The sequence below is a fragment of the Nonomuraea sp. NPDC050383 genome (genome assembly GCF_044459125.1).
GTDB lineage: Bacteria > Actinomycetota > Actinomycetes > Streptosporangiales > Streptosporangiaceae > Nonomuraea.
Map to the genome: position 1 here is coordinate 62260 of NZ_JBITIP010000001.1, position 23492 is coordinate 85751.

General features: G+C 74.5%; 20 protein-coding genes. 14 read left to right on the forward strand and 6 right to left on the reverse strand.

All coding sequences use genetic code 11. From position 1 onward, the window contains the following. Positions 1-9: 9 nt before the first annotated feature. Positions 10-822, forward strand: coding sequence for an ion transporter (locus ACIBG4_RS00330; protein ID WP_310712029.1), 813 nt, complete (start codon positions 10-12; stop codon positions 820-822). Positions 823-886: 64 nt separating this feature from the next. Here the strand turns inward: ACIBG4_RS00330 and rpsD are convergent, their stop codons facing one another. Next, positions 887-1501 (reverse strand): 30S ribosomal protein S4, encoded by a 615-nt coding sequence (rpsD, locus tag ACIBG4_RS00335; protein ID WP_397200678.1) that lies wholly within the window; start codon positions 1499-1501, stop codon positions 887-889. A gap of 76 nt (positions 1502-1577) precedes the next feature. On the opposite strand from rpsD, the gene ACIBG4_RS00340 reads away from it, so the two are divergent. After that, positions 1578-2375, forward strand: coding sequence for a DUF2470 domain-containing protein (locus tag ACIBG4_RS00340; RefSeq protein ID WP_397199986.1), 798 nt, complete (start codon positions 1578-1580; stop codon positions 2373-2375). Positions 2376-2458: 83 nt separating this feature from the next. Next, complete coding sequence (locus ACIBG4_RS00345) at positions 2459-3055, forward strand: hypothetical protein (protein WP_397199987.1); 597 nt, start codon at positions 2459-2461, stop codon at positions 3053-3055. A gap of 29 nt (positions 3056-3084) precedes the next feature. Here the strand turns inward: ACIBG4_RS00345 and ACIBG4_RS00350 are convergent, their stop codons facing one another. Next, entirely contained in the window at positions 3085-4266 is a 1182-nt protein-coding gene (locus ACIBG4_RS00350; protein ID WP_397199988.1) for an ROK family transcriptional regulator, read from the reverse strand. 150 nt (positions 4267-4416) lie between these two features. Here ACIBG4_RS00350 and zwf point away from each other — a divergent pair, with 150 nt between their 5' ends. The 5 genes from zwf to ACIBG4_RS00375 all read left to right on the forward strand — a co-directional run bounded on the left by zwf (position 4417) and on the right by ACIBG4_RS00375 (position 12024). After that, on the forward strand, positions 4417-5946 hold the full coding sequence (gene zwf, locus ACIBG4_RS00355; RefSeq protein WP_397199989.1) for a glucose-6-phosphate dehydrogenase: 1530 nt from the start codon (positions 4417-4419) through the stop codon (positions 5944-5946). Between the two features lie 85 nt (positions 5947-6031). After that, a complete protein-coding gene (gene edd, locus ACIBG4_RS00360; RefSeq protein ID WP_397199990.1) occupies positions 6032-7978 on the forward strand; it encodes a phosphogluconate dehydratase in 1947 nt (648 codons plus the stop codon). Positions 7979-8036: 58 nt separating this feature from the next. Further along, entirely contained in the window at positions 8037-9119 is a 1083-nt protein-coding gene (locus ACIBG4_RS00365; RefSeq protein ID WP_397199991.1) for a glucokinase, read from the forward strand. Between the two features lie 145 nt (positions 9120-9264). Beyond that, positions 9265-9879 (forward strand): bifunctional 4-hydroxy-2-oxoglutarate aldolase/2-dehydro-3-deoxy-phosphogluconate aldolase, encoded by a 615-nt coding sequence (gene eda, locus ACIBG4_RS00370; RefSeq protein WP_397199992.1) that lies wholly within the window; start codon positions 9265-9267, stop codon positions 9877-9879. Positions 9880-10095: 216 nt separating this feature from the next. Continuing rightward, positions 10096-12024 carry a protein kinase gene (locus tag ACIBG4_RS00375; protein WP_397199993.1) on the forward strand — a complete coding sequence of 643 codons (1929 nt, stop codon included), beginning with the start codon at positions 10096-10098 and terminating at the stop codon, positions 12022-12024. 32 nt (positions 12025-12056) lie between these two features. Here the strand turns inward: ACIBG4_RS00375 and ACIBG4_RS00380 are convergent, their stop codons facing one another. Beyond that, positions 12057-12992, reverse strand: coding sequence for an NADP-dependent oxidoreductase (locus ACIBG4_RS00380; protein ID WP_397199994.1), 936 nt, complete (start codon positions 12990-12992; stop codon positions 12057-12059). A gap of 253 nt (positions 12993-13245) precedes the next feature. Between ACIBG4_RS00380 and ACIBG4_RS00385 the strand changes: the two genes are divergently transcribed. Together ACIBG4_RS00385 and ACIBG4_RS00390 are read left to right on the forward strand one after the other, a co-directional pair. Then, positions 13246-13707 (forward strand): MarR family transcriptional regulator, encoded by a 462-nt coding sequence (locus ACIBG4_RS00385; RefSeq protein WP_310712017.1) that lies wholly within the window; start codon positions 13246-13248, stop codon positions 13705-13707. 16 nt (positions 13708-13723) lie between these two features. Beyond that, a complete protein-coding gene (locus ACIBG4_RS00390; RefSeq protein WP_397199995.1) occupies positions 13724-14923 on the forward strand; it encodes a cytochrome P450 in 1200 nt (399 codons plus the stop codon). 5 nt (positions 14924-14928) lie between these two features. On the opposite strand, the gene ACIBG4_RS00395 is transcribed toward ACIBG4_RS00390, so the two are convergent. Next, complete coding sequence (locus ACIBG4_RS00395) at positions 14929-15834, reverse strand: carbohydrate kinase family protein (protein WP_397199996.1); 906 nt, start codon at positions 15832-15834, stop codon at positions 14929-14931. Then, positions 15831-16856 (reverse strand): LacI family DNA-binding transcriptional regulator, encoded by a 1026-nt coding sequence (locus ACIBG4_RS00400; RefSeq protein WP_310712013.1) that lies wholly within the window; start codon positions 16854-16856, stop codon positions 15831-15833. Before ACIBG4_RS00400 ends, ACIBG4_RS00395 begins: the two co-directional genes overlap by 4 nt. Positions 16857-17109: 253 nt before the next feature. Here ACIBG4_RS00400 and ACIBG4_RS00405 point away from each other — a divergent pair, with 253 nt between their 5' ends. The 4 genes from ACIBG4_RS00405 to ACIBG4_RS00420 all read left to right on the forward strand — a co-directional run bounded on the left by ACIBG4_RS00405 (position 17110) and on the right by ACIBG4_RS00420 (position 21906). Further along, positions 17110-18390: an ABC transporter ATP-binding protein gene (locus ACIBG4_RS00405; protein WP_397199997.1), complete on the forward strand. Its 1281-nt coding sequence runs from the start codon at positions 17110-17112 to the stop codon at positions 18388-18390. A gap of 48 nt (positions 18391-18438) precedes the next feature. Beyond that, the gene (locus ACIBG4_RS00410; protein WP_397199998.1) at positions 18439-19344 is read left to right on the forward strand and encodes a cyclase family protein; all 906 of its coding nucleotides are present in this window, start codon (positions 18439-18441) and stop codon (positions 19342-19344) included. A 16-nt stretch (positions 19345-19360) separates the two neighbouring features. Continuing rightward, entirely contained in the window at positions 19361-20764 is a 1404-nt protein-coding gene (locus ACIBG4_RS00415; protein WP_397199999.1) for an MmgE/PrpD family protein, read from the forward strand. Between the two features lie 155 nt (positions 20765-20919). Continuing rightward, complete coding sequence (locus ACIBG4_RS00420; protein ID WP_397200000.1) at positions 20920-21906, forward strand: sporulation protein; 987 nt, start codon at positions 20920-20922, stop codon at positions 21904-21906. Positions 21907-22073: 167 nt separating this feature from the next. Here the strand turns inward: ACIBG4_RS00420 and ACIBG4_RS00425 are convergent, their stop codons facing one another. Continuing rightward, positions 22074-23357 (reverse strand): hypothetical protein, encoded by a 1284-nt coding sequence (locus ACIBG4_RS00425; RefSeq protein ID WP_397200001.1) that lies wholly within the window; start codon positions 23355-23357, stop codon positions 22074-22076. Positions 23358-23492: the final 135 nt, after the last annotated feature.

Here is a 23492-nt window from a genome sequence, read left to right on the forward strand (position 1 = left end):
CCCCCACCCGTGCGTGAACGTGTCCGCGCCGTCGTCACGAGCCGCCGTTTCCAGCAGCTCATCGTCGTCGTCATCCTGATCAACGCCGCCACCCTCGGCCTGGAGACCGTGCCCGCGGTCGCCGCGCGGCACGGCGCCACGCTCACCGCCATCGACCACGCCGCCCTCTACGTCTTCGTCGCCGAGCTGATCGCCAAGATCTACGCCGAGCGGTCGCGCTTCCTGCGCGACCCCTGGAACGTCTTCGACGCGCTGATCGTCGCGATCGCCCTGGTGCCCGCGACCGGCGGCCTGTCCGTGCTGCGGTCGCTGCGGATCCTGCGCGCCCTGCGCCTGCTGTCGGTGGTGCCCAGCCTGCGCCGCGTCGTGTCGGCCCTGCTGCGCGCCATGCCGGGGATGAGCTCCATCGTGGTGCTGCTGGGCCTGGTGCTGTACGTGGCGGGCGTCATGGCCACCAAACTGTACGGCCAGGCGGCCCCCGAACGCTTCGGCAGCCTGCCCTCCTCGCTGTTCACCCTGTTCCAGACCATGACGGGCGACGACTGGGGGAACATCGCACGGGACGTGATGACCCTTCACCCGACGGCCTGGATCTTCTTCACCGCCTTCATTCTGATCTCCACGTTCATCGTCCTCAACCTGTTCATGGCGGTGGTGGTGAGCGCGATGGACGAGGAGTCGGCGGCCGAGCGCGCCGAGCTGCAGGGGCTCGGCGACGAGTCGGCGGCCTCCACCCGCGTCATCCTGGACGAGCTGGCGGCGCTGCGCCGCGAGGTCGCCGCCCTGCGCCGCGACGGCGTCCTCGACGGCCCCGGCCGATGACCCCCGGCCGGAGACACGGCCGGAGACCCGGCGGGAGACAGGGCGGGAGGCACGGCCGGGCGGGTCAGCGGGAGTAGAACTCCACGACGAGCTGCTCGTCCACCGGAACCGCGATCTGCTCGCGTTCCGGCCGGGCCGTCAGCGTGAAGCGCAGGTCGGCGTGCTCCACGGACAGGTACGGCGCGATCCGCTCGTCGGCGTGGACGCCCTCGGCGGCGGCCACGAACGGCTGCATGCGCCGCGACCGCTCCCGGACCGAGACGACCTGGCCCGGCCTGACCAGGTAGCTGGGGACGTCCACCTTGCGGCCGTCCACGGCGATGTGGCCGTGTGTGACGTACTGGCGGGCGGCGTAGATCGACGGCGCCAGGCCGGCGCGCAGCACGAGGGAGGCCAGACGGGTCTCCAGCAGCGTGACGAGCTCCGCGCCGGACGCGCCGGGCTTGCGCACGGCCAGGTCCCAGTAGCGGCGCAGCTGCCGCTCGGACACGTCGTAGTACCAGCGCAGCTTCTGCTTCTCCAGCAGGCGCAGGCCGTAGTCGCCGGTGGTGCGGCGGTTGGTCTTGCGGCCGTGCTCGCCGGGCGGGTACGGCCGCTGCTCGAAGTAGCGGATGGCCTTCCTGGTCAGCGGCACGCCCGCGCGGCGGGACAGCCGCACCTTGGGACCGGTGTAGCGCACGTTCACCTCATGTGATTAGGTAATCCTTACTTAGGTAAGGCTAACCTAGTATTCACGTTGATCTCAAGGAGCCGCCATGCCGCCCATCGCCGAACGCGTCCGCACGCTCGCCGCGACCTCCGCCGTGGTCCGGGTGACCGTCGACGGCGTCCCGTCCCCCGCGACCGGCGGGGTGGACGAGCGGGGCCGCCCGGTGCTGCTGGTGCGCGCCGGCGAGCCGCTGCACGGGCTGCGCGACGACGCGGTGGTGGCGGTGAACCTCACCGCGACGCGCCGCCTGGGTGAGGCCGAGCACCCGCGCGGGCTGCTGGAGGTCCAGGGGTGGGCGCAGGCCGTACCGGTGGAGGATGCGCGGGCGGCGGCCGTCGCGGTCGCGGCGCGCAGCGCGGACGAGGGGCTGTTCGCGGCGCTGGAGCGGCACGGCGAGCCGTCCGCGCCGCGGCTGCTGCGGCTCGACGTGGCGCAGGTCGTGTACCTGACCGGGCAGGAGTCGGGCGTGCTGGACGCCGACGAGTACCTCGATGCCGGCCCCGACCCGCTGACGGAGACGGCCGAGCGCGTCCTCGCCCACGTCAACGAGGCGCACCGGGCGCAGCTCGCCAACGGCGTGGCCGCCCTGCTGGACGAGCCCGCCCTCATGGGCGAGGGCCGCGGTCACGACGGGCGCCCCGGCTGCTCCGGCCGCTCGGGCGCCGCCGGGACGGGCGCTCCCGGGGCGGGCGCCGGGTGCGGCGAGGTGTGGCTGTGGGAGCTCGACAGCCACGGCGCGACGGTCCGCGTGGACGACGACCTCGTCCGCTTCCCGTGGCCGGCCCGGGTGGGCACCGGCCAGGACCTGGAGGCCGCGCTGCGCGGGCTGATGTGCACGTGCTGAGCCGCCCGCGGCGATCACCATCTTGATCACGATTGTCGCGGGGCGGTCCGACCCCCGCCCGGCACTCACTATCATCTGCGGCTGTGACCGAGACCGAGCCGCGCAGACGTGTCCTGATGACCGCCGGTGTGCTGACCGGCGTGGTGATGCTGAGCGCGGCGGCGATCCTCGGTCTGGGAGAGCTCGGCGGCGCCTCGCTGTCCCCGGTCAGTCTGCCGGACGGCGGCGAGCGGCGTGCGGAGCCCGCCAGGGCCGGGGCCACCCGGGTCACGACGGCCAGCGCCCCGGTGACGCGCCCCGGCCACCACGCGCCCACGCCGGCGGCCGTGCCGTCGCCGCTTCCCACCGCGACGGCCCGGCCCACGGCCACTCGCTCGCCCCGCACGGTGGAGGACACACCGGCTCCGCGGCGCGGCGCCACGACCGCGCCGCCCGTGCGGCCGGGTGAGGCGTCGGTGACCCCCGCCCGCTCCTGGCGGCCGGGAGCCGCCAGCCCCGCCCCGGCGGCCCCGGTCACGCCCACGCCCACGGACGTCGTCCCGAACGCCCCCGCCCACCCCGCCGGCCGCACCCCGCCCGGCCACAGCAGGCGCCCGGGCCACGGCGTCAGCAGTGGCACCGGCAATGGCAACAGCAACGGGAACGGGAACGGCCTGGGCGACGGCGGCGCCGCGGACTGAGCTGCGCCGCCGTTCCCGGGTGGCGGGTGTCAGGAGGGGCGCAGGTCGAGGCTCTCGTCGATGGCGTCCGGTGACAGGACGCTCTCCAGCACCATCACCGCGCAGCCGCTGATGCCCGCTCCCCAGCCCATGCGGCTCGGCTCGATGCGCAGGCGCCGCGTGGCCAGGGCCGTGGAGCGCCGGTAGACGACCTCCCGGATGCTCGACACGAGCGGCCCGAACGCCTCCGCCACGTCGCCGCCCAGCACCACCACGGACGGGTTGAGGATGTTCACCGCGCCGGCCAGGACCTCGCCGATGCGCCGCCCGGCCTCGCGGACCATGGCCATCGTCTCGGCGTCCCCGGCCCGCACGAGCGCGGTCACGTCGGCGATCGTCTTGACGTCCTTGCCGGCCGTCCGCAGCTGGCGCAGCAGCGCCGTTCCGCTCGCCACCGAGTCGACGCAGTCGACGTTGCCGCAGCGGCACAGGACGCCGCCGCCGTCGCGGACGGGGATGTGCCCGATCTCGCCGGCCGCGCCGAGCGCGCCGCGCAGGATCCCGCCGCCCGCGATGACGCCGGCGCCGATCCGCGTGGACACCTTGACGAACATCAGGTCGTCGAGGTCGGGGTAGACGCCGCGGTGCTCGCCGATGGCCAGCACGTTCACGTCGTTGTCGACGAGCACGGGCACCGGGAACCGCTCGCGGACGATGGGCGGGATGAGCACGCCGGTCCACGACGCCATCACCCGCGCGCTCTCGGTGCGGCCACGAGCGAACTCGACCGTGGCCGGCACGCCCATGCCGACTCCTTTGACGTCCTCGCGCGGCCGGTCGCCGAGCAGGTCCTCCCAGGTGTCGAGGAGCAGCGGCAGCACCACGTCGGGGCCCTGCTCGACGTCGATGGCGAAGTCCCGGCCGGTCAGCTCGCGGCCGGCGAGGTCGCACACGGCGACGCGGGTGCGGCTGGCGCCCAGCGCGGCCACCAGCACCACCCCGCCCGCGGCGTTGAACTCCAGCCGCACGGGGGGCCGCCCCCCGGTGGAGGGCGCGTCGGCCCGCTCCACCACGAGACCGCGCTCGATCAGCTCGGCGACGCGCAACTGGACCGCGGGGCGCGACAGGCCGGTCACCCGGCCGAGATCGGCCCGCGTCACCGCCTCACCCGAGCGGATGAGGCGCAGCACCTCGCCACTCGTGGCGAGGGTAGCGGCGGTACGTCGAGGCATCGGCCAAGTGAATCACAGGAGGTTACGTAATGAAAAGTCGCAACTTTTTCATCTCACATGCCAAAACTCTGCTTGTCTACGAACCAAACTCTGGCTAGTGTCCGTTCTGTCCTTCTTGGTAGATCAACGGAGTTCCTCGTCGTGTCCCCCATGAGCTCGTCTTCCGGCACATCCGCCTCCGGCACATCAGCGTCCGGCGCGCCCGAGACCGCGCACACCGCCGACCTCGTGGTCTTCGGCGGCACCGGCGACCTGTCCATGCGCAAGCTGCTTCCCGCGCTGTACCACGGCGACCGGGAGGGCCGGCTCGCGCCCGGGACGCGCATCATCGCGATGTCCCGCGGCGGGCTGACCGACGCGGACTTCCGCGGCAAGGTGGACGCCGAGGTACGCGACCGGATCCCCGGCGGCGACGCCGAGGTGTGGCGCCGCTTCCTGGGCCGCCTGCACCACGTGTCGATCGACGTGGGCGGCGGCCAGGCCGTGGACGGGGGCTCCGACCGGTCGGGGTGGGGCGCGCTGGCCGCCCTGCTGGCCGGGCACGAGGACCGCGACCGGGTGTTCTACCTGGCCAGCCCGCCCCGGACGTTCGGCGCGTTCTGCCGCGAGCTGGCCGCCGCCGGCCTGGTGACGCCCCGCTCCCGCGTGGTGCTGGAGAAGCCCCTCGGCCACGACCTGGTCAGCGCGCAGCGCATCAACGACGAGGTCGGCGCCATCTTCGACGAGCGGCAGATCTTCCGCATCGACCACTACCTGGGCAAGGAGACCGTGCAGAACCTGCTCGTGCTCCGCTTCGCCAACGCGTTCCTGGAGCCGATCTGGAACTCGCTGTGGATCGACCACGTCCAGATCACCGCCGCTGAGACCGTCGGCACGCCCGGCCGCCGCGGCTACTACGACCACGCGGGCGCTCTGCGCGACATGGTGCAGAACCACCTGCTCCAGCTCCTCTGCCTGACCGCGATGGAGCCGCCCGCGCGCAACGACCGCGAGGCGATCCGCGACGAGAAGGTCAAGGTGCTGCAGGCGCTGCGGCCCATCACCGGCGGCGAGGTCGAGCGGTTCACCGTGCGCGGCCAGTACGTCGAGAGCGGCGACATGCCCGGCTACCTGGACGAGCCCGCCTCCACCCCGCCCACCGAGGAGTCGCGCCGGGTCGAGACGTTCACCGCGATCCGCGCCGAGATCCGCAACTGGCGCTGGGCCGGGGTGCCGTTCTACCTGCGCACCGGCAAGCGGCTGCCGCGCCGTGTGTCGGAGATCGTCGTCCAGTTCAAGGACGTCCCGCACTCGATCTTCCCCGGCGGCACGCCCAACCGCCTCGTCCTGCGGCTCCAGCCCGAGGAGGGCATCCAGCTGCACATCATGGCCAAGGAGCCGGGCGCGGGCGAGGTGACGCTCAAGCCGGTGCCGCTGAGCCTCAGCTTCGGCGAGACGTTCACCGCGCGGGTGCCCGAGGCGTACGAGCGGCTGCTCATGGACGTGCTGGCCGGCAACCCGACGCTGTTCATGCGGCGCGACGAGGTGGAGGCCGCCTGGCGGTGGATCGACCCGATCCTCGCCGCGTGGGAGGCGTCGGGCGAGCTGCCCGAGCCGTACGCGGCGGGCTCGACCGGCCCCGCGGGCGCCCACGAGATGCTCGCCCGCAGCGGCCGGGCCTGGCACGAGGACGAGTCGTGACCGCCGCCGCCCCCTTACCTCTCACACCGCCTGCCCAGAACCCGACAGCACCGGCAGTGGCCGCACGGCCGACGAAGGAGTGTCCATGAACCCCGTCATCCAGGAGATCACGGACAGGATCACCGAGCGCAGCCGCGGGAGCCGCAGCGTCTACCTGGACCGGATCCGGCGCGCCGGCGAGGCCGCCCGCGCCAAGGGCCCGGCCCGCGCGCACCTGGGGTGCGCGAACCTGGCGCACGGCTTCGCCGCCGCGCCCGCCGAGGACAAGCCGGCCCTCATGGGCGCCGCCAAGCCCGGCGTGGCCATCGTGACCAGCTACAACGACATGCTGTCGGCTCACCAGCCGTACGAGACGTACCCGCCGGAGCTGAAGGCGGCGGTGCGGCGGGCCGGCGGCGTGGCGCAGGTGGCGGGCGGCGTGCCGGCCATGTGCGACGGCATCACGCAGGGCCGGGCCGGCATGGAGCTGTCGCTCTACAGCCGGGACGTGATCGCCATGGCGACCGCGATCGCGCTGTCGCACGACATGTTCGACGCGACGCTGCTGCTGGGCGTCTGCGACAAGATCGTGCCGGGCCTGTTCATCGGCGCGCTGCACTTCGGGCACCTGCCCGCGATCTTCGTGCCGGCCGGCCCCATGACCTCCGGGCTGCCGAACAAGGTGAAGGCCCGCACCCGGCAGCTGTTCGCCGAGGGCAAGGTGGGCCGCGTCGAGCTGCTCGACGCCGAGGCGAAGTCCTACCACTCCCCCGGCACCTGCACCTTCTACGGCACCGCCAACTCCAACCAGGCGCTGATGGAGGTCATGGGCCTGCACCTGCCGGGTTCGACGTTCGTCAACCCGCACACCGAGCTGCGGCACGCGCTGACCGAGGCGGCCGGCCGCCGTGCCGTGGAGATCACCGCGCACGGCTCCGAGTACACGCCGCTCGGCGAGCTGGTGGACGAGAAGGCCATCGTGAACGCCTGCGTCGCGCTGCTGGCCACCGGCGGCTCCACCAACCACACCCTGCACCTGGTGGCCATGGCCGCCGCCGCGGGCATCGTGCTCACCTGGGACGACCTGGCCCGCCTGTCGGAGGTCGTGCCGTCGCTCACCCGCATCTACCCGAACGGCCAGGCGGACGTGAACCACTTCCGCGACGCCGGCGGCATGCAGGTGCTCATCGGCGACCTGCTCGACGCGGGCCTGCTGCACGAGGACGTCCTGACGGTCGCCGGGCGGGGGCTGAGCCACTACCGCTCCGCCCCGGCGCTGGAGGACGGCGCGCTGGTCTGGTCCGAGGTCACCGGCGGCAGCAAGGACCTGGACGTGCTGCGTCCCGTCTCCGAGCCGTTCTCCGCCGACGGCGGCATCCACATGCTCGAGGGCAACCTCGGCCGGGCGGTGAGCAAGGTGTCGGCCGTCAAGCCGGAGCACCTGGTGATCGAGGCCCCGGCCAAGGTCTTCGACGACCAGCTCGACCTGCTGCGCGCGTTCGAGGCGGGCGAGCTGGACGGGCAGGACTTCGTCGCCGTCCTCCGCTACCAGGGGCCGAGCGCCAACGGCATGCCGGAGCTGCACAAGCTCACGCCGCCGATGGCCGTGCTGCTCGACCGCGGGCAGCGGGTCGCGATCGTCACCGACGGGCGCATGTCCGGCGCGTCCGGCAAGGTGCCCGCGGCCATCCACCTGTCGCCGGAGGCGGCCGACGGCGGCCCGATCGCGCTCGTCCGCGACGGCGACGTGATCAGGCTGGACTCGGCGGCCGGGACGCTGGAGCTGCGGGTCCCGGCCGAGGAGCTGGCCCGGCGCACGCCGGGCGGCCGGCCGCTCAGCGACGCGGAGTGGGTCGGCACGGGCCGCGAGCTGTTCGCGACGTTCCGCCGCATGGCGGGGCACGCCGAGCAGGGCGCCGGGATCTTCGGCATCAGCGGCGCCGAGTCGCCGCACCACGGCCCCGGGCTGGGCTTCCCGGCGGAGGCGGGCGCCTCCCACCTGGAGACCGGCCTCGCCGACCCGGCCCAGGTGGGCGCCGGAGCCCGCAGGTGAACGGGTTCGGACGGTTCGGCAAGGCGGGGCGCCTCGGACGGGTTCGGAGGGCCGGGCGGTGAGCGGGTTCGCCTTCCCGTGGCTGGTCGCCGACATCGGCGGCACCAACGCCCGGTTCGGCCTGGTGACCTCGCCCGGAGCGCGGCCCTCGCACGTCGCCGTGCTCGCGGGGGCCGAGCACCGGGGCCTGCCCGAGGCCGTGGCCGCCTACCTCGCCGACCACGCGGACGGCGCGCGGCCGGGCGCGGCCTGCCTCGCCCTGGCCGGTCCCGTGGACGGCGACCGCTACGCGCTGACGAACCTGCCCTGGTCCGGCTCGGCCCGCGACCTCGGTGTGCCGGAGGTGGCGCTGCTCAACGACTTCGAGGCGCTGGCCGTGTCGCTGCCGCACCTGGAGGGCGACGACCTGGTCCCGCTGGGCGGCCCCGCCCCGGCATCCGGGGCGAACGCCCCGGCGTACGGGATGAAGGCGGTGCTCGGTCCCGGCACCGGGCTCGGCGTGGCCGGGCTCGTGCCGGTGGACGGCGGCTGGGTCCCCGTCCCGGGCGAGGGCGGGCACGTGACGCTGCCCGTACAGGACGAGCGTGAGCTGGAGGTGCTGCGGGCGCTCACGCGCCGGCACGTGCCGGGCGGCCCCGGCGGCCAGGTGGTGGCCGAGCACGTCCTGTCGGGTCCCGGGCTGGTGCGGCTGCACCGGGCGCTGGCCGACGTCCGCGGCGTGGCCGCGGCCGAGGACACGGCGTCGGGGATCGTGGCGCGGGCGGACGACGCGTTGTGCGCGGAGACGGTCGAGGTGTTCTGCGGTCTGCTGGGGACGTTCGCGGCCAACGTCGCGCTGACGCTGGGCGCGCGGGGCGGGGTGTACCTCGGCGGCGGGGTGCTGCCGCGGATCGCGGAGCGGGTCCGTACGGGTCCGTTCCGCACGCGCTTCGCCACGAACCCGGACATGGCGGACTACCTGTCGGCCATCGCGACGTCCCTCATCGTCGCCCCGCAACCGGCGCTGACCGGGGCCGCGGCCTGGCTGGACCGCCTCGCCTCGCGCGCCGCCCGTGGCTCCTCGGAGTGGGCGGAGGACCTGCCCGCCATGACGACCGCGCTGCCCGTCGCCCCGGTGGAGCCGGCGCCGCTGCCGGGCTGAGGGACGGCGGTGGCCGCGCGGACCCGCCTCCCGGGGACTCAGTAGCCTGGGCGCACGGCTCGCCCCGGCCGGACAACGTGCAACGGCCTTCTGGGCCGACGAGATGGACGACGGCCCCGGTGGCCGGCAAGGAGAAGAGTTGCAGATGACGAGCCTGCTCGACCTCGCCCCCGTGATCCCCGTCGTGGTGATCGACGACGTGGAGACCGCCGTGCCGCTGGCGCGGGCGCTGGTCTCCGGCGGCCTGCCGGTCATCGAGGTGACGCTGCGCACGAAGGTGGCACTGGAGGCGATCGCCCGGATCGCCGCCGAGGTGCCCGGCGCCGTGGTGGGCGCGGGCACGGTGCGGACGGCCGCCGACGTCGAGGCTTCGCTGAAGGCGGGCGCGTCGTTCCTGGTCTCGCCCGGGGCCACGCCGTCGCTGGTGGACGCGATGCTGGCGGGCGGCGCTCCGTTCCTGGCGGGGGCGGCCACGGCGTCGGAGGTCATGGCGCTGGCCGAGCGGGGGCTGAAGGAGCTGAAGTTCTTCCCCGCCGAGGCCGCGGGCGGCCGGCCGTACCTGAAGTCGCTGGCGGGGCCGCTGCCGGACGTGCGGTTCTGCCCGACGGGCGGGATCCGGCCGGAGACGGCGGCCGACTACCTCGCGCTGCCGAACGTCGGCTGCGTCGGCGGCACCTGGCTCACCCCGGCCGACGCGCTGGCGACGGGCGACTGGGCCCGCGTCGAGGCGCTCGCCGCCGAGGCCGCCGCCCTCCGCTGACCGCCCCGGGAGCCGGCCGCCCCGGGAAGGGCCGCTGTCCGCGCCCTTCCCCGCCCCCATGCCGTATGGGGGCGGGGAAGGCGATGGCGGGCGAGGCCGTCACGCCGCCACCGGAGGGCGTCTTCCTCCGTTAGAGTCTGGGGTGGAAAAGGGCATGCCGGGCGATGGCCCGGCCGGTCGAGACGGCGGGATGACGACGGCGAGAGGACAGCGACGTTGGGGCTGCAGGATCGCTCCGCGGGCACCCCGCTGACACCCGAGGACCCCCCGGCGGTCGGCCCCTACGAGCTGGTCAGCCGGCTGGGGTCGGGCGGGATGGGCACCGTCTACCTGGCCAGGGCCGCCGACGGCGCGCGGGTGGCGCTCAAGGCGATCCGCCGCGACTACGCCGCCGACCCGGTCTACCGGGCGCGTTTCCACGAAGAGGTGTCCAACGCGCGCAAGGTCGCCTCGTTCTGCACCGCCCGGGTGCTCGACCACGGCGAGGACGGCGGCGTCCTGTACCTCGTCACCGAGTACATCGACGGCATCTCCCTGGAGGACCACCTCATCGAGCACGGAGCGCTGTCGCCGTCCGTGCTCCACTCGGCCGCCGTGGGCGTCGCCGCGGCGCTGACCGCCATCCACGCGGCGGGCCTCGTCCACCGCGACCTCAAACCGGCCAACGTCATGCTGACGCTCGCCGGACCCCGGGTGATCGACTTCGGGCTGGCCCGCTCGGCGCACCTGTCCTCCCGCCACACCAATGCCGGGATGGTCATGGGCACGCCCGGCTGGATCGCTCCGGAGCAGGTGTTCGAGGGGAAGACCAGCCCGGCGGGCGACGTGTTCGCGTGGGGGTCGCTCATCGCGTACGCGGGACTCGGCGGGCACCCGTTCGGCGAGGGCGACGCGTACGTGATGGCCGCCCGCGCCCGCACCGCGCCGCCCGACCTCCGGGGGCTGCCCGCGCCGCTCGACCGGCTGGTGGCCGCGGCCATCCACCCCGATCCGGCGCGCCGGCCCCCGGCCCGGCAGTTGCTGCTGGAGCTGGTCGGGGCGGCGGACGAGCCGGCGGCGCAGCTCGCGGCCACGCGCCACCTCACCACCACGTGGGACCCGGCGGATCTCCCGCCGTTGTCGCAGTCCCCCCGCAGCGCCCCCGGACGCCCGCCCGTTCCCCCGCCCGGCCCGCAGGCGCCCCCGGCCGCGCCGCCCGCCCAGCCGGGGCCGTCCTCGTCCACGGGCGGCCGGCCCCCGCAGGCCCACCAGACGGGCCAGGTGCCGCTGCCCCCGCAGGCCCACCAGACCGGTCAGGTGCCGCTTCCCCCGCCGGGGCAGCCGCCCATGCCGTCCGGGTCCCTCCAGCAGCCGCCGCACCCCCACACCGGCCAGGGGCCGCTCCCCGGCCGGCCAGGACCGGCCGCCCAGGCGCCGTCACACGGACCCGGACCGCAGAACCCGCCGTCACACGGACCCGGACCGCAGAACCCGCCGTCACACGGACCCGGAACACGCGGCCCGTCATCGCATGGACCTGGCGGACCGGGTGGACCGCACGGCCCGTCGTCGCACGGGCCCGGAGCGCGCGGGCGTACCGTGCAGGGGCCGCCGCCCGGTCAGGGGCCTCCGTCCGGGCTCACCGGGCCGGGCCCGCTGCCGCCCTCCACGATGCCCCCGCCCGGCAGGCCCCGGCGTGGCACGTTCACCGGCTGCCTGACCGCCGTGGTGATCGCCCTGGTGCTGCTCGTGGTGCTGGTCGCGTTGATCGCCTGGATGACGCGGGACCCCGCCGTGGGCAGCGTGGACGGGCCGGCGCAGGACGGCAGGCTGCGGTTCGCGGTGACCGGCACCAAGTGCCCCAAAGCCGCCAAGTCCGCCAAGCTGCGCACCTGTACGGTCTCGGTGAAGGTGGACAACATCGGCCAGGAGGCCCGCGTCCTGTACCCGGGGCAGCAGAAGCTGTGCGACGAGGACGACGTCCCCCACGGCGGCACCCGGCTGCTCGACAAGGCGGGCACGGAGATCACTCCGGTGCGCATCGGGCCGGGCCAGTCGTTCAGCGGGGCGCTGGTGTTCGAGCTGCCCAAGGGCGCCGGCCCGGCCGCGCTGGAGCTGCACGACTCCGGCCTGAGCCACGGCGTCCGCCTCACCCTGGGCGGCTGACCGCCCGAGCGCGCCCCCGGACCGGGCCAGGATCAGGGGACGAGGACGAGGCGGCCGCGCAGGCCGCCCTTGGCCAGGCGGCGGTGGGCCTCGGCCGCCTGCTCCAGCGGCAGGGTCTCCGCGACCCTGAGCGTGAGCGTCCCCTGCTCCACCAGCTCGACCAGGTCCGCCAGCCGCGCCCCGTCCGCCGTGATCCAGTGGGTGAACACGCGCGTCCCCCGGAGCGGCACCGGGGCGCCGCCCGCGACCACCGCGGCGAAGGAGCCGCGGGAACGGACCGCGTCGAGCGCCGCCGCCCCGGTCACGGCCGCGTCCAGGGCGCCGTGGACGCCGCCGGGCACCAGAGCCCGTACGGCCTCGCCGAGCCGGGCGGTACGGGGCACGAACAGCTCCGCGCCCAGCTCCCGTACCAGGGGCTCGTCCGCGGCCCCGGCGACGGCGACGACCCGCAGGCCCCGCGCGGCGGCGAGCTGGACGGCGAACCCGCCCACCGCCCCCGCCGCGCCCGTCACCAGCAGCGTCTCGCCGGGGGCCAGGCCGAGCCGGTCGAGGGCCTGCACGGCGGTCAGCCCGTTGAGCGGCAACGTCGCCGCCTCCACCGCGCTCACCCCGGACGGCGCCCGGCTCACGACGTCCGCGTCGAGCACCACCTGCTCGGCCTGGGTCCCGAGCGGCACGTCGAGCCGGTCCGACAGCCCCACCACGCGGTCCCCCGGCGCCAGCCCGGTGACGCCCGGGCCGGTCTCCTCGACGGTCCCGGCCACGTCCCAGCCGATGCCGATCAGGTCGCGCTCCGGCAGCAGCCCCGCCTCGGTGAGGGCGCCCGACCGGGTGGCCGCGTCGACGGGGTTGACGGTCGCCGCCTCGACCCTGATCCGTACCTGCCCCTCCCCCACCGACGGCACCGGCAGGTCGGCGATCTCCAGCACCTCCGGGCCGCCGAAGGCGCGGATGACGACAGCACGCATGCGATCTCTCCCTCTCACTCTGGTGGCGGACCTCCCGCCGCACACCACCGTAGGAGCGGCACTCTCTGAGAGGAAGTAGGCACCTGAGAGTGCGTAACGTACGAGGTGGAAACCGAGCCCCGGACGCCGCGCGCGCCGGAGCGTGACGGGCATCTGTCCCGTTCGGCGCCCGTCACAAGGTCGGAGTCCGGAAACGAGGACGCGCGTAGAGTTCGTCAAGTACGTATATGACGATGTTGCCGGTGGTGCCACGATGGATCCACGGGAAGGCGAGTTCATCGACCGGATGGGGCTGGTCATGGAGCGCATCGGCGGGACCCGCACCATGGGCCGGCTGTACGCGTGGCTGATGATCTGTGATCCGCCGCACCAGTCGCTGACCGAGCTGGCCGCCCGGCTCGGGGTGAGCAAGACGGCCGTCAGCACGGTCGCCAGGCAGCTGGAGGCGGGCGGGATGATCGAGCGCGTCCCCGCACCGGGGCGCGAGCACCGCTACCAGGTGGCCCACGGCGGATGGGCGCACGTCCTGAAGGTCCAGCTCGCCGGGGTGCACCTCGGCGTCGAGGCCCTGGACCTAGGGCTGTCGCTCGTCGGCGAGGACCGGCCCGAGCAGCGGGCCCGGCTGGCGGAGACCCGGGAGTTCTTCGCCTTCACCGAGCGTGACGCGGACGAGATGCTCCAGCGCTGGCAGGAGTACCGCGCAGAGCCGACCTGACACGGAGGGAGAGGCGATGACCGACATCGTCGAACGGTACGACATCCCCGAGCAGCACTTCTGGCTGCGCGGGCCGCGATCGGGCCAACCGGTGGAGTACGACGCCCGCACCGGCATGTGGAACGTCTACGGCTACCCGGAGGCCCACGACATCCTCGGCGACCCCACGACGTTCTCCTCCGACACCATGCGGGTGCTCCCCAAGGGGCTGATGCCGGACAGCGAGGAGTTCTCGCTGAACGGCTTCATCACCCAGATCGACCCCCCGGAGCACGGCAAGCTGCGCAAGCTGGTCAGCAGCGCCTTCACCCGCAAGGTCGTCGCGGACCTCGAACCCAGGATCGCCGCCCTCACCCATGAGCTGCTCGACGCGGCGCGGGAGCGCGGACGGCTGGAGCTCGTGACCGACCTGGCCTACCCGCTGCCCGTCATCGTCATCGCCGAGCTCCTGGGCGTGCCCAGCGGCGACCGCGCCCTGTTCAAGCAGTGGGCCGACGCGCTCTTCCAGCGCGACACCACGATCTCCCTCACCGAGCCCGTCGAGGAGCAGAACGCGGACGTCCAGGCCACGCTCAAGCCGTGGAAGGAGATGTCCGCCTACCTCGCCGGCCACGCCGAGGAGCGCCGCCGCCGGCCACGCGCCGACCTGCTCACCAGGCTGGTCGAGGCCGAGGTGGACGGCGAGCACCTCCCCGACGACCAGGTGGTCAACTTCGCGATCATCCTGCTGCTCGCCGGGCACATCACCACGACCATGCTGCTCGGCAACACCGTGCTCTGCCTCGACGCCTTCCCCGAGCAGCAGGCCAAGGTACGGGCCGACCGCGCGTCGGTCCCGGCCGTCATCGAGGAGTCCCTGCGCCTGATGCCCCCGTTCGCCGCCCTCGGCCGCTCCACCACCCGCGAGACCGAGCTGGGCGGCGTGACGATACCGGCCGACCAGCTCGTCATGGTGTGGCTCGGGGCCGCCAACAGGGACCCCCGGCAGTTCGCCGACCCCGGCGTGTTCGACCCCGGCCGTGACCCCAACCCGCATCTCGCCTTCGGCCGCGGCATCCACTTCTGCCTGGGCGCTCCGCTGGCCCGGCTGGAGGGACGGGTCGCCCTGAACATCCTGCTCGACCGGCTCGACCCGCTGCGCACCGATCCGGAGGACCCGGTGACGTTCATCCCCACGCCGACCATGACGGGGGTGGCCCGCCTCCCCCTCGCGTAGCCCTGTCAGGCGGCCGAGGCCGCGCGGAGCAGCGCGGCCTCGGTGATCGGCGCCTCATGGGTGCCGGGCACCGTGCAGGCGTGGGCCCCGGCCAGCGAGCCGAGCCGCACGCACTCCTCCAGCGCCGCTCCGCCCAGCCGGCCGTACAGGAAGCCGGAGACGAACGCGTCGCCCGCGCCGTTGCTGTCGGCCACCGGGCCGGGCAGCGGGGTGGCGGGGAAGGCGCGCAGGTCGCCGCCGCGCGGCAGCACCAGGCAGCCGTCCGCGCCGCGCGTGCAGACGACCAGCTCGGCGCGGCCCAGGCGGAGGATGTCGCGCATCACGCGCTCGGGCGAGTCCAGCGCGGCGGCCGACATGAACACCAGGTCGGAGCGGTGGGCGAACTCCCGGTGGTGGTCGTTGACGCCGTCCCAGTCGTGCAGGTCGGTGGAGACGGGCATGCCGTCGAGGTCGTCGTACACGTCGCGGCAGTAGCCGGTGATCGAGACGTGCGCGTGGCGGGCGCGCACGCCGGCGTAGAGCTCGCGCGGCAGCCGCTCGCCCGGCGTGTCGCGCGGGTCGTGCAGCGAGGTGCGGCGGCCGTCGGGGCCGACGAGCAGCACGCTGCGGCGCGTGCCGGCGGCGGCGCGGCCCCAGAAGGCGTCGACGCCGGCGAGCGCGTCGCGGATGAGCGCCCCCTGCGAGTCGTCGCCGACGAGGTCGGCGAACGCCACCGACAGGCCGAGGGCGGCGCAGCCGAGCGCCACGCCGGCGCCGGTGTTGCCGATCCGCTCCTGGATGGGCGGCACCCCGTAGGTGTCGGCGTACGGCAGGGGCAGCTCGGGGACGTAGACCGTGGCGTCGACGCCCGACCCGCCCAGCACGAGCACGTCATGGGGCTTGCCCGGGGTCTTCTCCCGCGGGGGCGTCACCGGCTGACCCGGGGGCCGGAGCCGGTGGAGCCGCGCACGACGAGCTCCGGGCGGAAGATCAGCTCGACGTGCTTGGCCGGCGCGCCGTTCACCTCTTCGAGCAGCGTCTGCACGGCGGCGGAGGCCATCGCGCCGATGGGTTTGCGCACGGTCGTGAGCGGCGGGTCGGTGAACGCGATGAGCGGCGAGTCGTCGAAGCCGACCACCGACACCTCCCCCGGCACGGCCAGCCCCTTCTCGCGGCAGGCGCGGATCGCGCCGAGCGCCATGAGGTCGCTGGCGCACACGATGCCGGTGCAGCCGCGGGCGAGCAGCTGGGTGGCCGCGGCCTGGCCGCCCTCGACGGAGAACAGCGAGTCGGCGATGAGGTCGTCGACACCGGTGACGCCGAGGAGCTGGGCCATGGCCTGACGGAATCCCTCGATCTTCCGGATGACGGGGACGAACCGGCGCGGCCCGAGGGCCAGCCCGATCCGCTCGTGCCCGAGGTCGACGAGGTGCTGCACGGCCAGGCGCACGGCCAGCCGGTCGTCGGGCGAGATGAACGGGGCCTCGATGCGCTCGCTGTAGCCGTCGACGAGCACGATCGGCAGCCCGCGGTCGGTGAGCCGGGTGTAGCGGTCCATGCGGGCGGTGGTGTCGGCGTGCAGGCCGGACACGAACACGATGCCGCTCACGCCCCGGTCCACCAGCAACTCGGTGAACTCGTCCTCGGGCGCCCCGCCGGGCAGCTGCGTGCACAGCACGGGCGTGTAGCCGTGCTGGGTGAGCGCCTTCTCCACGGCCTGGGCGAACGCCGGGAAGATCGGATTGTCGAGCTCGGGGGTGACCAGGCCGACCAGGCCGTTGCTGCGCTGCCGCAGCCGCGGCGGGCGCTCGTAGCCCATGAGGTCGAGCGCGGTCATCACGGCCTGGCGGGTGGCGGCCGAGACGCCCGGCTTGCCGTTGAGCACCCGGCTGACCGTGGCCTCGCTCACCCCGGCCTGGGCGGCGATGTCGGCGAGGCGGGCGTGACCGTTCATGGCCGTCACTTTACCTCTGTTCGGCCCCCACCCTGAAAGCGTTTCCGCAAATTTCCGCAAGCACTTCCAGACTTTCGAGCGATCTCGCATACGCGGACGACCAGGGGCTCCAGGTTCTCTGGACCGAAACACAGCCTGAAATCACGTTTGTGAGAGATGTTTCAGATGAAGGGTGGACATCGGGGTTGAGGCGCGATGTACTACCTCTTCCATCAGCCCCGTCACAGGTGACACGTGCGCAAGGTGTGGGCCCATGAGCTCGGTCGTACTCGACAACGTGACCAAGGTGTACCCGGGTGACCACCTGGCGGTCGACCGATTGAGCCTGCAGGCCGAAAACGGCGAGTTCCTCGTCCTTCTCGGCCCCTCCGGCTGCGGCAAGTCCACGCTGTTACGCATGATCGCGGGTCTTGAGGAGATCACCCAGGGCGACCTGTGGCTCGACGGCCAGCTCGCCAACCATCTCGCCCCCCGCGAGCGGGACGTCGCCATGGTGTTCCAGAACGGCGCCCTCTACCCCCACCGCACGGTCCGCGGCAACATCTCGTTCCCGCTGGAGATCGCCAAGTCCGATCCGGCACTCGTCCGCCAGCGCGTCACCGAGCTGTCCAAGGCGCTGCACATCGACGAGACCCTCGACCGCCGCCCCGGCACCCTATCCGGCGGCCAGCGCCAGCGGGTCGCGATGGGCCGGGCCATCGTCCGCCAGCCCAAGCTGTTCCTCATGGACGAGCCCCTGTCGAACCTCGACGCCGGTATGCGCACCGAGCTGCGCATGGAGATCTCGGCGCTGGTCAGGTCGCTCGGCGTCACCACCATCTACGTCACGCACGACCAGATCGAGGCGCTGACGCTGGCCGACCGCATCGCCATCATGAACCGCGGGGTCCTGCAGGACGTCGGCACCCCCTCGCAGATCTACAACGACCCGGCGACGGCGTTCGTGGCCGCGTTCCTCAACTCCCAGCAGCTCAACCTGCTCTCCGCGACGGTCCGCACCCCGCAGAACGAGTACGTCATGCTCGACTTCGGGCCGCACCGGCTGATCATCCCGTGGAGCGATCCCAGGGCCTACGCCATCTCCCAGCACACCGGCGGCCAGGTGCTGGTCGGCATGCGGCCCGACGGGCTGGCGCCGGTGCCCGAGTCGTACGACGGGCCGTCGTTCTTCGGGCGGGTCCGGGCGCTGGAGTACCACGGCCACGAGTGGCTCGCCTACATCGAGTGCGGCATGCCCGCCGTGCCCGTGCCGGAGCCGCCGGACCCCCGTGCCCGCGCCAAGGGCCGCCCGAACGCCCCGGGGCGGCTCGGCACGTTCGTCAAGCGGATGTTCGGGCAGGAGGAGGAGCGGCAGGAGCACGAGCAGGCCGGCCAGCACCCCGGCAGCGGCGTCCATCGGCGGGCCGACCTCATCGTCCGCGTCGGCGGCCGCCCGGCGTGGCGGGCCGGCGACGCCGCCAAGGTCGCCGTGGACCCCACCCGCCTGATGATCTTCACGTTGGACGGCGCCCGCATCGACCCGCCCCGCCGCTGACCGTCACCCCTTCCCCCCTTCATCCCGCCGATCCGGGGAGTGCCCGAGATGTCGCTCTGGAAGGCCCTCGACGGGGCACGCGTGCTGGACCTGGCACAGCCGATGCGCAAGGGCATGCCGCAGTCCCCGAACCATCCGCCGTTCCGGATGACGCTGGAGCGCAGGCACGGCGACGTCGTGCGGCCCGGAGGCGGCTCGGCCGCCAACGAGATCATCGTGACGGGCGGCCACGTCGGCACCCACGTGGACGCGCTCGCGCACGTCTCCCAGGACGGCCTGCTGCACGGCGGGCGACCCGTGGCCGAGGTCATGACGCACGAGGGGTTCGGCGAGCTGGGCATCGACGCGTTCGAGCCGTACGTGGGCCGGTGCGTGCTGCTGGACGTGGCCGCGGTCCACGGGGTGCCGACGCTGCCGGCCGGGTACGAGGTCACGGCCGGCGACCTGGAACGGGCCGCCGCCGGGCTGGAGCTCCGCGCGGGCGACGCCCTCCTGATCGGCACCGGCTGGTCACGACTCTGGCCTTCCGGGCCCGGCGCCGGCCCGTCAGGGCCTTCCGGGCCGGGCGCCGGTCCGTCGGGGTCGTCCGGGCCGGGCGCCAGTCCGTCGGGGTCGTCCGGGCCCGGCGGCGGCCCGTCGGGGACGGACTTCACCGGCGCGCGGGACGGCGCGCCCGGGCCAGGGGTGGAGGCGGCGCGCTGGCTGGCCGCGCGCCGGCCGAGGGTGGTCGGCGGCGAGACCATCGCCTTCGAGCACGTGCCGCCGGGCCGCGGGCACGCCACGCTGCCGGTCCACCGGATCATGCTGGTGGAGTCGGGCGTCAACATCGTGGAGACCATGCGGCTGGGCGAGCTGCTGGACTCGGGGGCGCGCGAGTTCCTGCTGGTGCTGAACCCGTTGCCGATCGCGGGGGCCACCGGCGCGCCGGTCCGCCCGCTCGCCGTCCTCGGCTAGCGCGATGGAGGACACGATGCCCACCCACGTGGAGCGGCTGGCGGCCTTCGCGGCCGGCTGCCGGGACCGGGGCGTGCCGGACACGGTGCGCGACGACGTGACGGGCCGGGTGCTCGACGTGCTGGGCAACTGCCTCGCCGCGTACGCCGACCCGGCCGGCGACGCCGGACCGGCCGTGCTGCGGGCGGTGCGCCGGTGGGGCGGGACCGCGGAGGCGACCGTGATCGGCGACGGCCACCGCCTGCCCGCCCCGTCGGCGGCGCTGGTCAACGGCACGCTGGCGCACTCGCTGGACTACGACGACACGCACCTGCCGTCGGTGCTGCACCCCAGCGCCTCGGTGGTGCCGGCCGCGCTGGCCGCCGCCGAGGCGACCGGGGCGAGCGGCTCCGCCCTGGTGAGCGCCGTGGCCGCGGGGATCGAGGTGTGCGCCCGCCTCGGCATGGCCTCCTACCTGCCCGAGACGCGCACCTCGCTGTTCTTCGAGCGGGGCCAGCACGCCACGTCGATCTGCGGGACGCTGGGGGCGGCCGTGGCGGCCGGGCTGCTGTTCGGGCTGCCTGCGGAGGGCGTCGCGCACGCGGCCGGGGTGGCGGCCAGCATGGGCTCCGGGCTCATCGAGGCGAACCGGACGGGCGGCACGGTCAAGCGGGCCCACTGCGGGTGGGCGGCGCACGCCGGCGTGTCGGCCGCGGTGCTCGCGCTCGAAGGCGTGACGGGCCCGCCGACCGTGCTGGAGGGACGGTTCGGGTTCTTCCAGGCGTGGCTGGACGGCCGGTACGACGCGGAGGCGCTGCTGTCGGGCCTCGGCGAGCGGTGGGAGCTGCCGCGCACCGTGTACAAGCCGTACCCGGCCAACCATTTCACCCATCCGGCCGTGGACTGCGCGCTGGCGCTGCGGGCGGCCGGACTGTCACCTGAGGACGTGGCGGCGGCCGAGCTGGGGGTGGCGGCCCCGGTGCTGCGCACCATCGCCGAGCCGCCGGAGGAGAAGGCCCGGCCGCGCTCGGCGTACCACGCGAAGTTCTCCGGCCCGTACACGGTGGCCGCGGCGCTGCTCGGAGGCGGCGGGCTCGGGCTGGACCTGGACGACTTCGCCGCCCTCGACCCGGCCGCGCTCGCGCTCGCGGCGCGCGTGCGCTGCGTGGCGGACGAGCGGGCCTCGGAGCTGTTCCCGCGCTCGTTCGCGGCGGTGCTGAGGGTCCGGCTGCGGAACGGCTCCACGGTGGAGCACCGGGTGGACTCCTCGCGCGGCGGGCCGGAGCGGCCGCTGACGCGGGAGGAGCTGGAGGTCAAGTTCCGTTCGAACGCCGGGCGGGCGCTGCGGGCGGACGCGGTGGAGGAGCTGCTGGCGGCGGCCCGTGACCTGCCCTCCGCCTCCTCGGCCTCCGCGCTCCTGGGGCTGACCCGCGCCGGCTGACCCGCCCCAGCCGATACGGATCGTCGTCGCGCAATCACCCGGCGAACACGAGCGCGGCCTGATAATCTCGCGCCGCGCGTTCCGGAACCACAGCCCGGCGGTGATCGTTTGCTGGTGGACATCAGTCATCGGTCTGATCGACAGGAGTGCAACCCGTGGTCTTCAAACGCATGCTCGGCGCTCTCGGCGTGGGCGCGCCCTCGGTGGACACCGTCCTCGCGACGCCGCTCGCCCGGCCGGGCGGGACGCTGAGCGGCGAGGTACGGCTCGCCGGCGGCGACTTCGACGCCGACATCGAGCACGTCACGCTCGGCCTGGTCGCCGGGGTCGAGATCGAGGGCGGCGAGGGTGAGGCGAGCGGGCTGGCGGAGTTCCACCGCGTCCAGGTGTCCGGCCCGTTCCGGCTGGCGGAGAAGGAGCAGCGGACGATCCCGTTCCAGATCACGCTGCCGTGGGAGACGCCGCTCAACGAGGTCGACGGGCAGCCCCTGACCGGCATGGCCGTGGGCGTGCGCACCGAGCTGGCCATCGCCAAGGCCGTCGACAAGGGCGACCTCGACCCGGTCTCGGTGGAGCCGCTGCCGTCGCAGCTGCGGGTGCTGCGGGCGCTCCTGGAGCTGGGCTTCCAGTTCCGGTCCGCGGACGTAGAGGTCGGGCAGCTGTACGGGGTGCGGCAGGAGCTGCCGTTCTACCAGGAGATCGAGTTCTACCCGCCGCCCCGGCACGCCGGGCAGGTCGGCGAGGTGGAGCTGACGTTCGTCGCCGACGCCCACGGGCTGGAGGTGATCCTGGAGGCGGACAAGCGCAGCGGCCGGTTCGGCGGCTCGGGCGACGCCATCGGGCGCTTCCGGGTGGGGCACGACGAGGCGCTGGGCATGGACTGGGCGAGCGAGATCGACCGCTGGCTCGGCGGCCTGGCGCAGCACGCGGGCCACGGCTACGGGCACGGCGCCGGGCATCACGGCGAGCACCACGGTGGTCACTACGGCGATCACCACCATGGGGGGCACCACGGCGGCGGGGCGGGTCTCGGCGCGGTGGCGGCGGCGGGCGCGGCGGGCCTCGTCGGCGGCTACCTCGTGAGCGAGGCCGTCGAGGAGGTCTTCGAGAGCGACGACGAAGGCGGCGGCGACGAGTGGTGACCCCACCCGCGAGCTCCTGCCAGCCGGGACGGTCCCGTCCACGACGGTGAGCCGGGACGGTCGGATCAACGACGGTGAGCCGGGACGGCCGGGTCAACGACGGTGAGCCGGGACGGCCGGGTCGGTGAGGCGGGCCGTCCGTGAGGGCGGTGACGCCAGCCGTCCGGTCAGGGCGGTGAGCCGAGTGAGCCGGGGCGGGTGGTCCAGCGGGGACCGTCAGGGGTGTCCTCGACCAGGACGCCGCCCCGGCCCATCGCCTCCCTGAGCGTGTCGGCGTCGGCGTAGCGGCCGGTCCGGCGCAGCTCGTCGCGCAGTGCCAGCAGCGGCTCCACCAGCCGGCGCACGCCGGCCTCCGACGCCGACTCCCCCAGCCGGGCGATGAGCAGCCGCATGAGGTCGCGGGCCTGGCCGACGCCTCCCTCATCTTCCTCGGTGTCGGCCGACCACTTGACCAGGTCGGCCTCCAGGTCGAGCACGGCCCGCGCCGCGGCCGTCAGGTCGGACGCGGCCACCGCGTCCCGGAAGCGACCCTCGCACGCGCGGATCGCCTCCTCCAGCGTCACCTGGACGACCTTCGGAACGGCGAGCGGGAGCGGCGCGGCGCCCGTCCGGCCCGCACCCCCGGCTCCGCCCTCGCCGCCGCCCCCGTTCTCGCCCTCGCCGCCGCCCTCGCCCCGGCCCGTGCCGTCGCCCCGGCGGTCGCCCCCGCCCTCGGTGAGACGGCGTAGCTCGGCCAGGGTGACGCGGGTGCCGGCCGGCAGCACGGCCCGCGAGCCCGGCCTGCGGACGGTCAGGCCGCCGCGGCCCGCCACCTCCACCTCCCCGGCGTCGAGGTCCACGAGCACCGCGGTGTGCTCGTCGAGGCCGAGGACGGCGGTGCCCGGCGGCAGCTCCCGCTCCATGCGCGACAGCCGCCGCTCCCCCAGGTAGCAGTAGCGGGTGTCGTGGGTGCCGCCCTCGGCGTTGTCGAAGTGCGGGATCACGACCACCCGCAGCCCGAGCGGCTCCAGCAGGTCGAGCCCCGGCCGCCAATGGGGCTCCGCCCCGACCTTGTAGATCTCGTACACGGGGACCGTCGCCACCCCGGCCGTGCAGGCCGCCGCCGAGGCGAGGACCGTCGCTCCCTGCCGGGCCCGGACGCGGGCCCGCAGGTCGCCGCCCACGGGCCCCTCGCTCCAGCGGTCCAGCGCGTACGTGGGGCTGCCCGGCCCGGAGAACACCCAGTCGGCGCCCGCGACGCCGTCGGCGACCCGCACCTCGAGGCCGACGCTGCGGGCGAAGTAACGGCGGGCGCGGGCGCTGATGTCGGCGCTGTTCTCCTGGAACGCGTACGGCGTGTCGAGCAGCACGGCCCGTGCCCCCGCCGGGAGGCGCCGCGCCACGGACCGGTGGACCTCCACCATGGTCGGGCTCGTCTCGCCGGACCCCATCAGCACCAGCACCCCGGGCATGGCCCCGCCGCCTCTCTCTCGCCCGTCGACACCTCGCGCCATGAGCGCACTGGCGTATCTCCGGCAGTCAGCCGGTGGTGGGGACGGGAGGACACGTGGTCTCGGTTGAGACGCTCATGCTACGGGCGGGCGCCG

Bases quoted from the DNA above. Each gene is read 5' to 3' on its own strand.
- ACIBG4_RS00340 (WP_397199986.1), top strand. From the start codon at position 1,578: ATGCCGCCCATCGCCGAACGCGTCCGCACGCTCGCCGCGACCTCCGCC.
- ACIBG4_RS00350 (WP_397199988.1), bottom strand. From the start codon at position 4,266: ATGCCTCGACGTACCGCCGCTACCCTCGCCACGAGTGGCGAGGTGCTG.
- zwf (WP_397199989.1), top strand. From the start codon at position 4,417: ATGAGCTCGTCTTCCGGCACATCCGCCTCCGGCACATCAGCGTCCGGC.
- edd (WP_397199990.1), top strand. From the start codon at position 6,032: ATGAACCCCGTCATCCAGGAGATCACGGACAGGATCACCGAGCGCAGC.
- eda (WP_397199992.1), top strand. From the start codon at position 9,265: ATGACGAGCCTGCTCGACCTCGCCCCCGTGATCCCCGTCGTGGTGATC.
- ACIBG4_RS00380 (WP_397199994.1), bottom strand. From the start codon at position 12,992: ATGCGTGCTGTCGTCATCCGCGCCTTCGGCGGCCCGGAGGTGCTGGAG.
- ACIBG4_RS00385 (WP_310712017.1), top strand. From the start codon at position 13,246: ATGGATCCACGGGAAGGCGAGTTCATCGACCGGATGGGGCTGGTCATG.
- ACIBG4_RS00390 (WP_397199995.1), top strand. From the start codon at position 13,724: ATGACCGACATCGTCGAACGGTACGACATCCCCGAGCAGCACTTCTGG.
- ACIBG4_RS00400 (WP_310712013.1), bottom strand. From the start codon at position 16,856: ATGAACGGTCACGCCCGCCTCGCCGACATCGCCGCCCAGGCCGGGGTG.
- ACIBG4_RS00405 (WP_397199997.1), top strand. From the start codon at position 17,110: ATGAGCTCGGTCGTACTCGACAACGTGACCAAGGTGTACCCGGGTGAC.
- ACIBG4_RS00410 (WP_397199998.1), top strand. From the start codon at position 18,439: ATGTCGCTCTGGAAGGCCCTCGACGGGGCACGCGTGCTGGACCTGGCA.
- ACIBG4_RS00415 (WP_397199999.1), top strand. From the start codon at position 19,361: ATGCCCACCCACGTGGAGCGGCTGGCGGCCTTCGCGGCCGGCTGCCGG.
- ACIBG4_RS00425 (WP_397200001.1), bottom strand. From the start codon at position 23,357: ATGCCCGGGGTGCTGGTGCTGATGGGGTCCGGCGAGACGAGCCCGACC.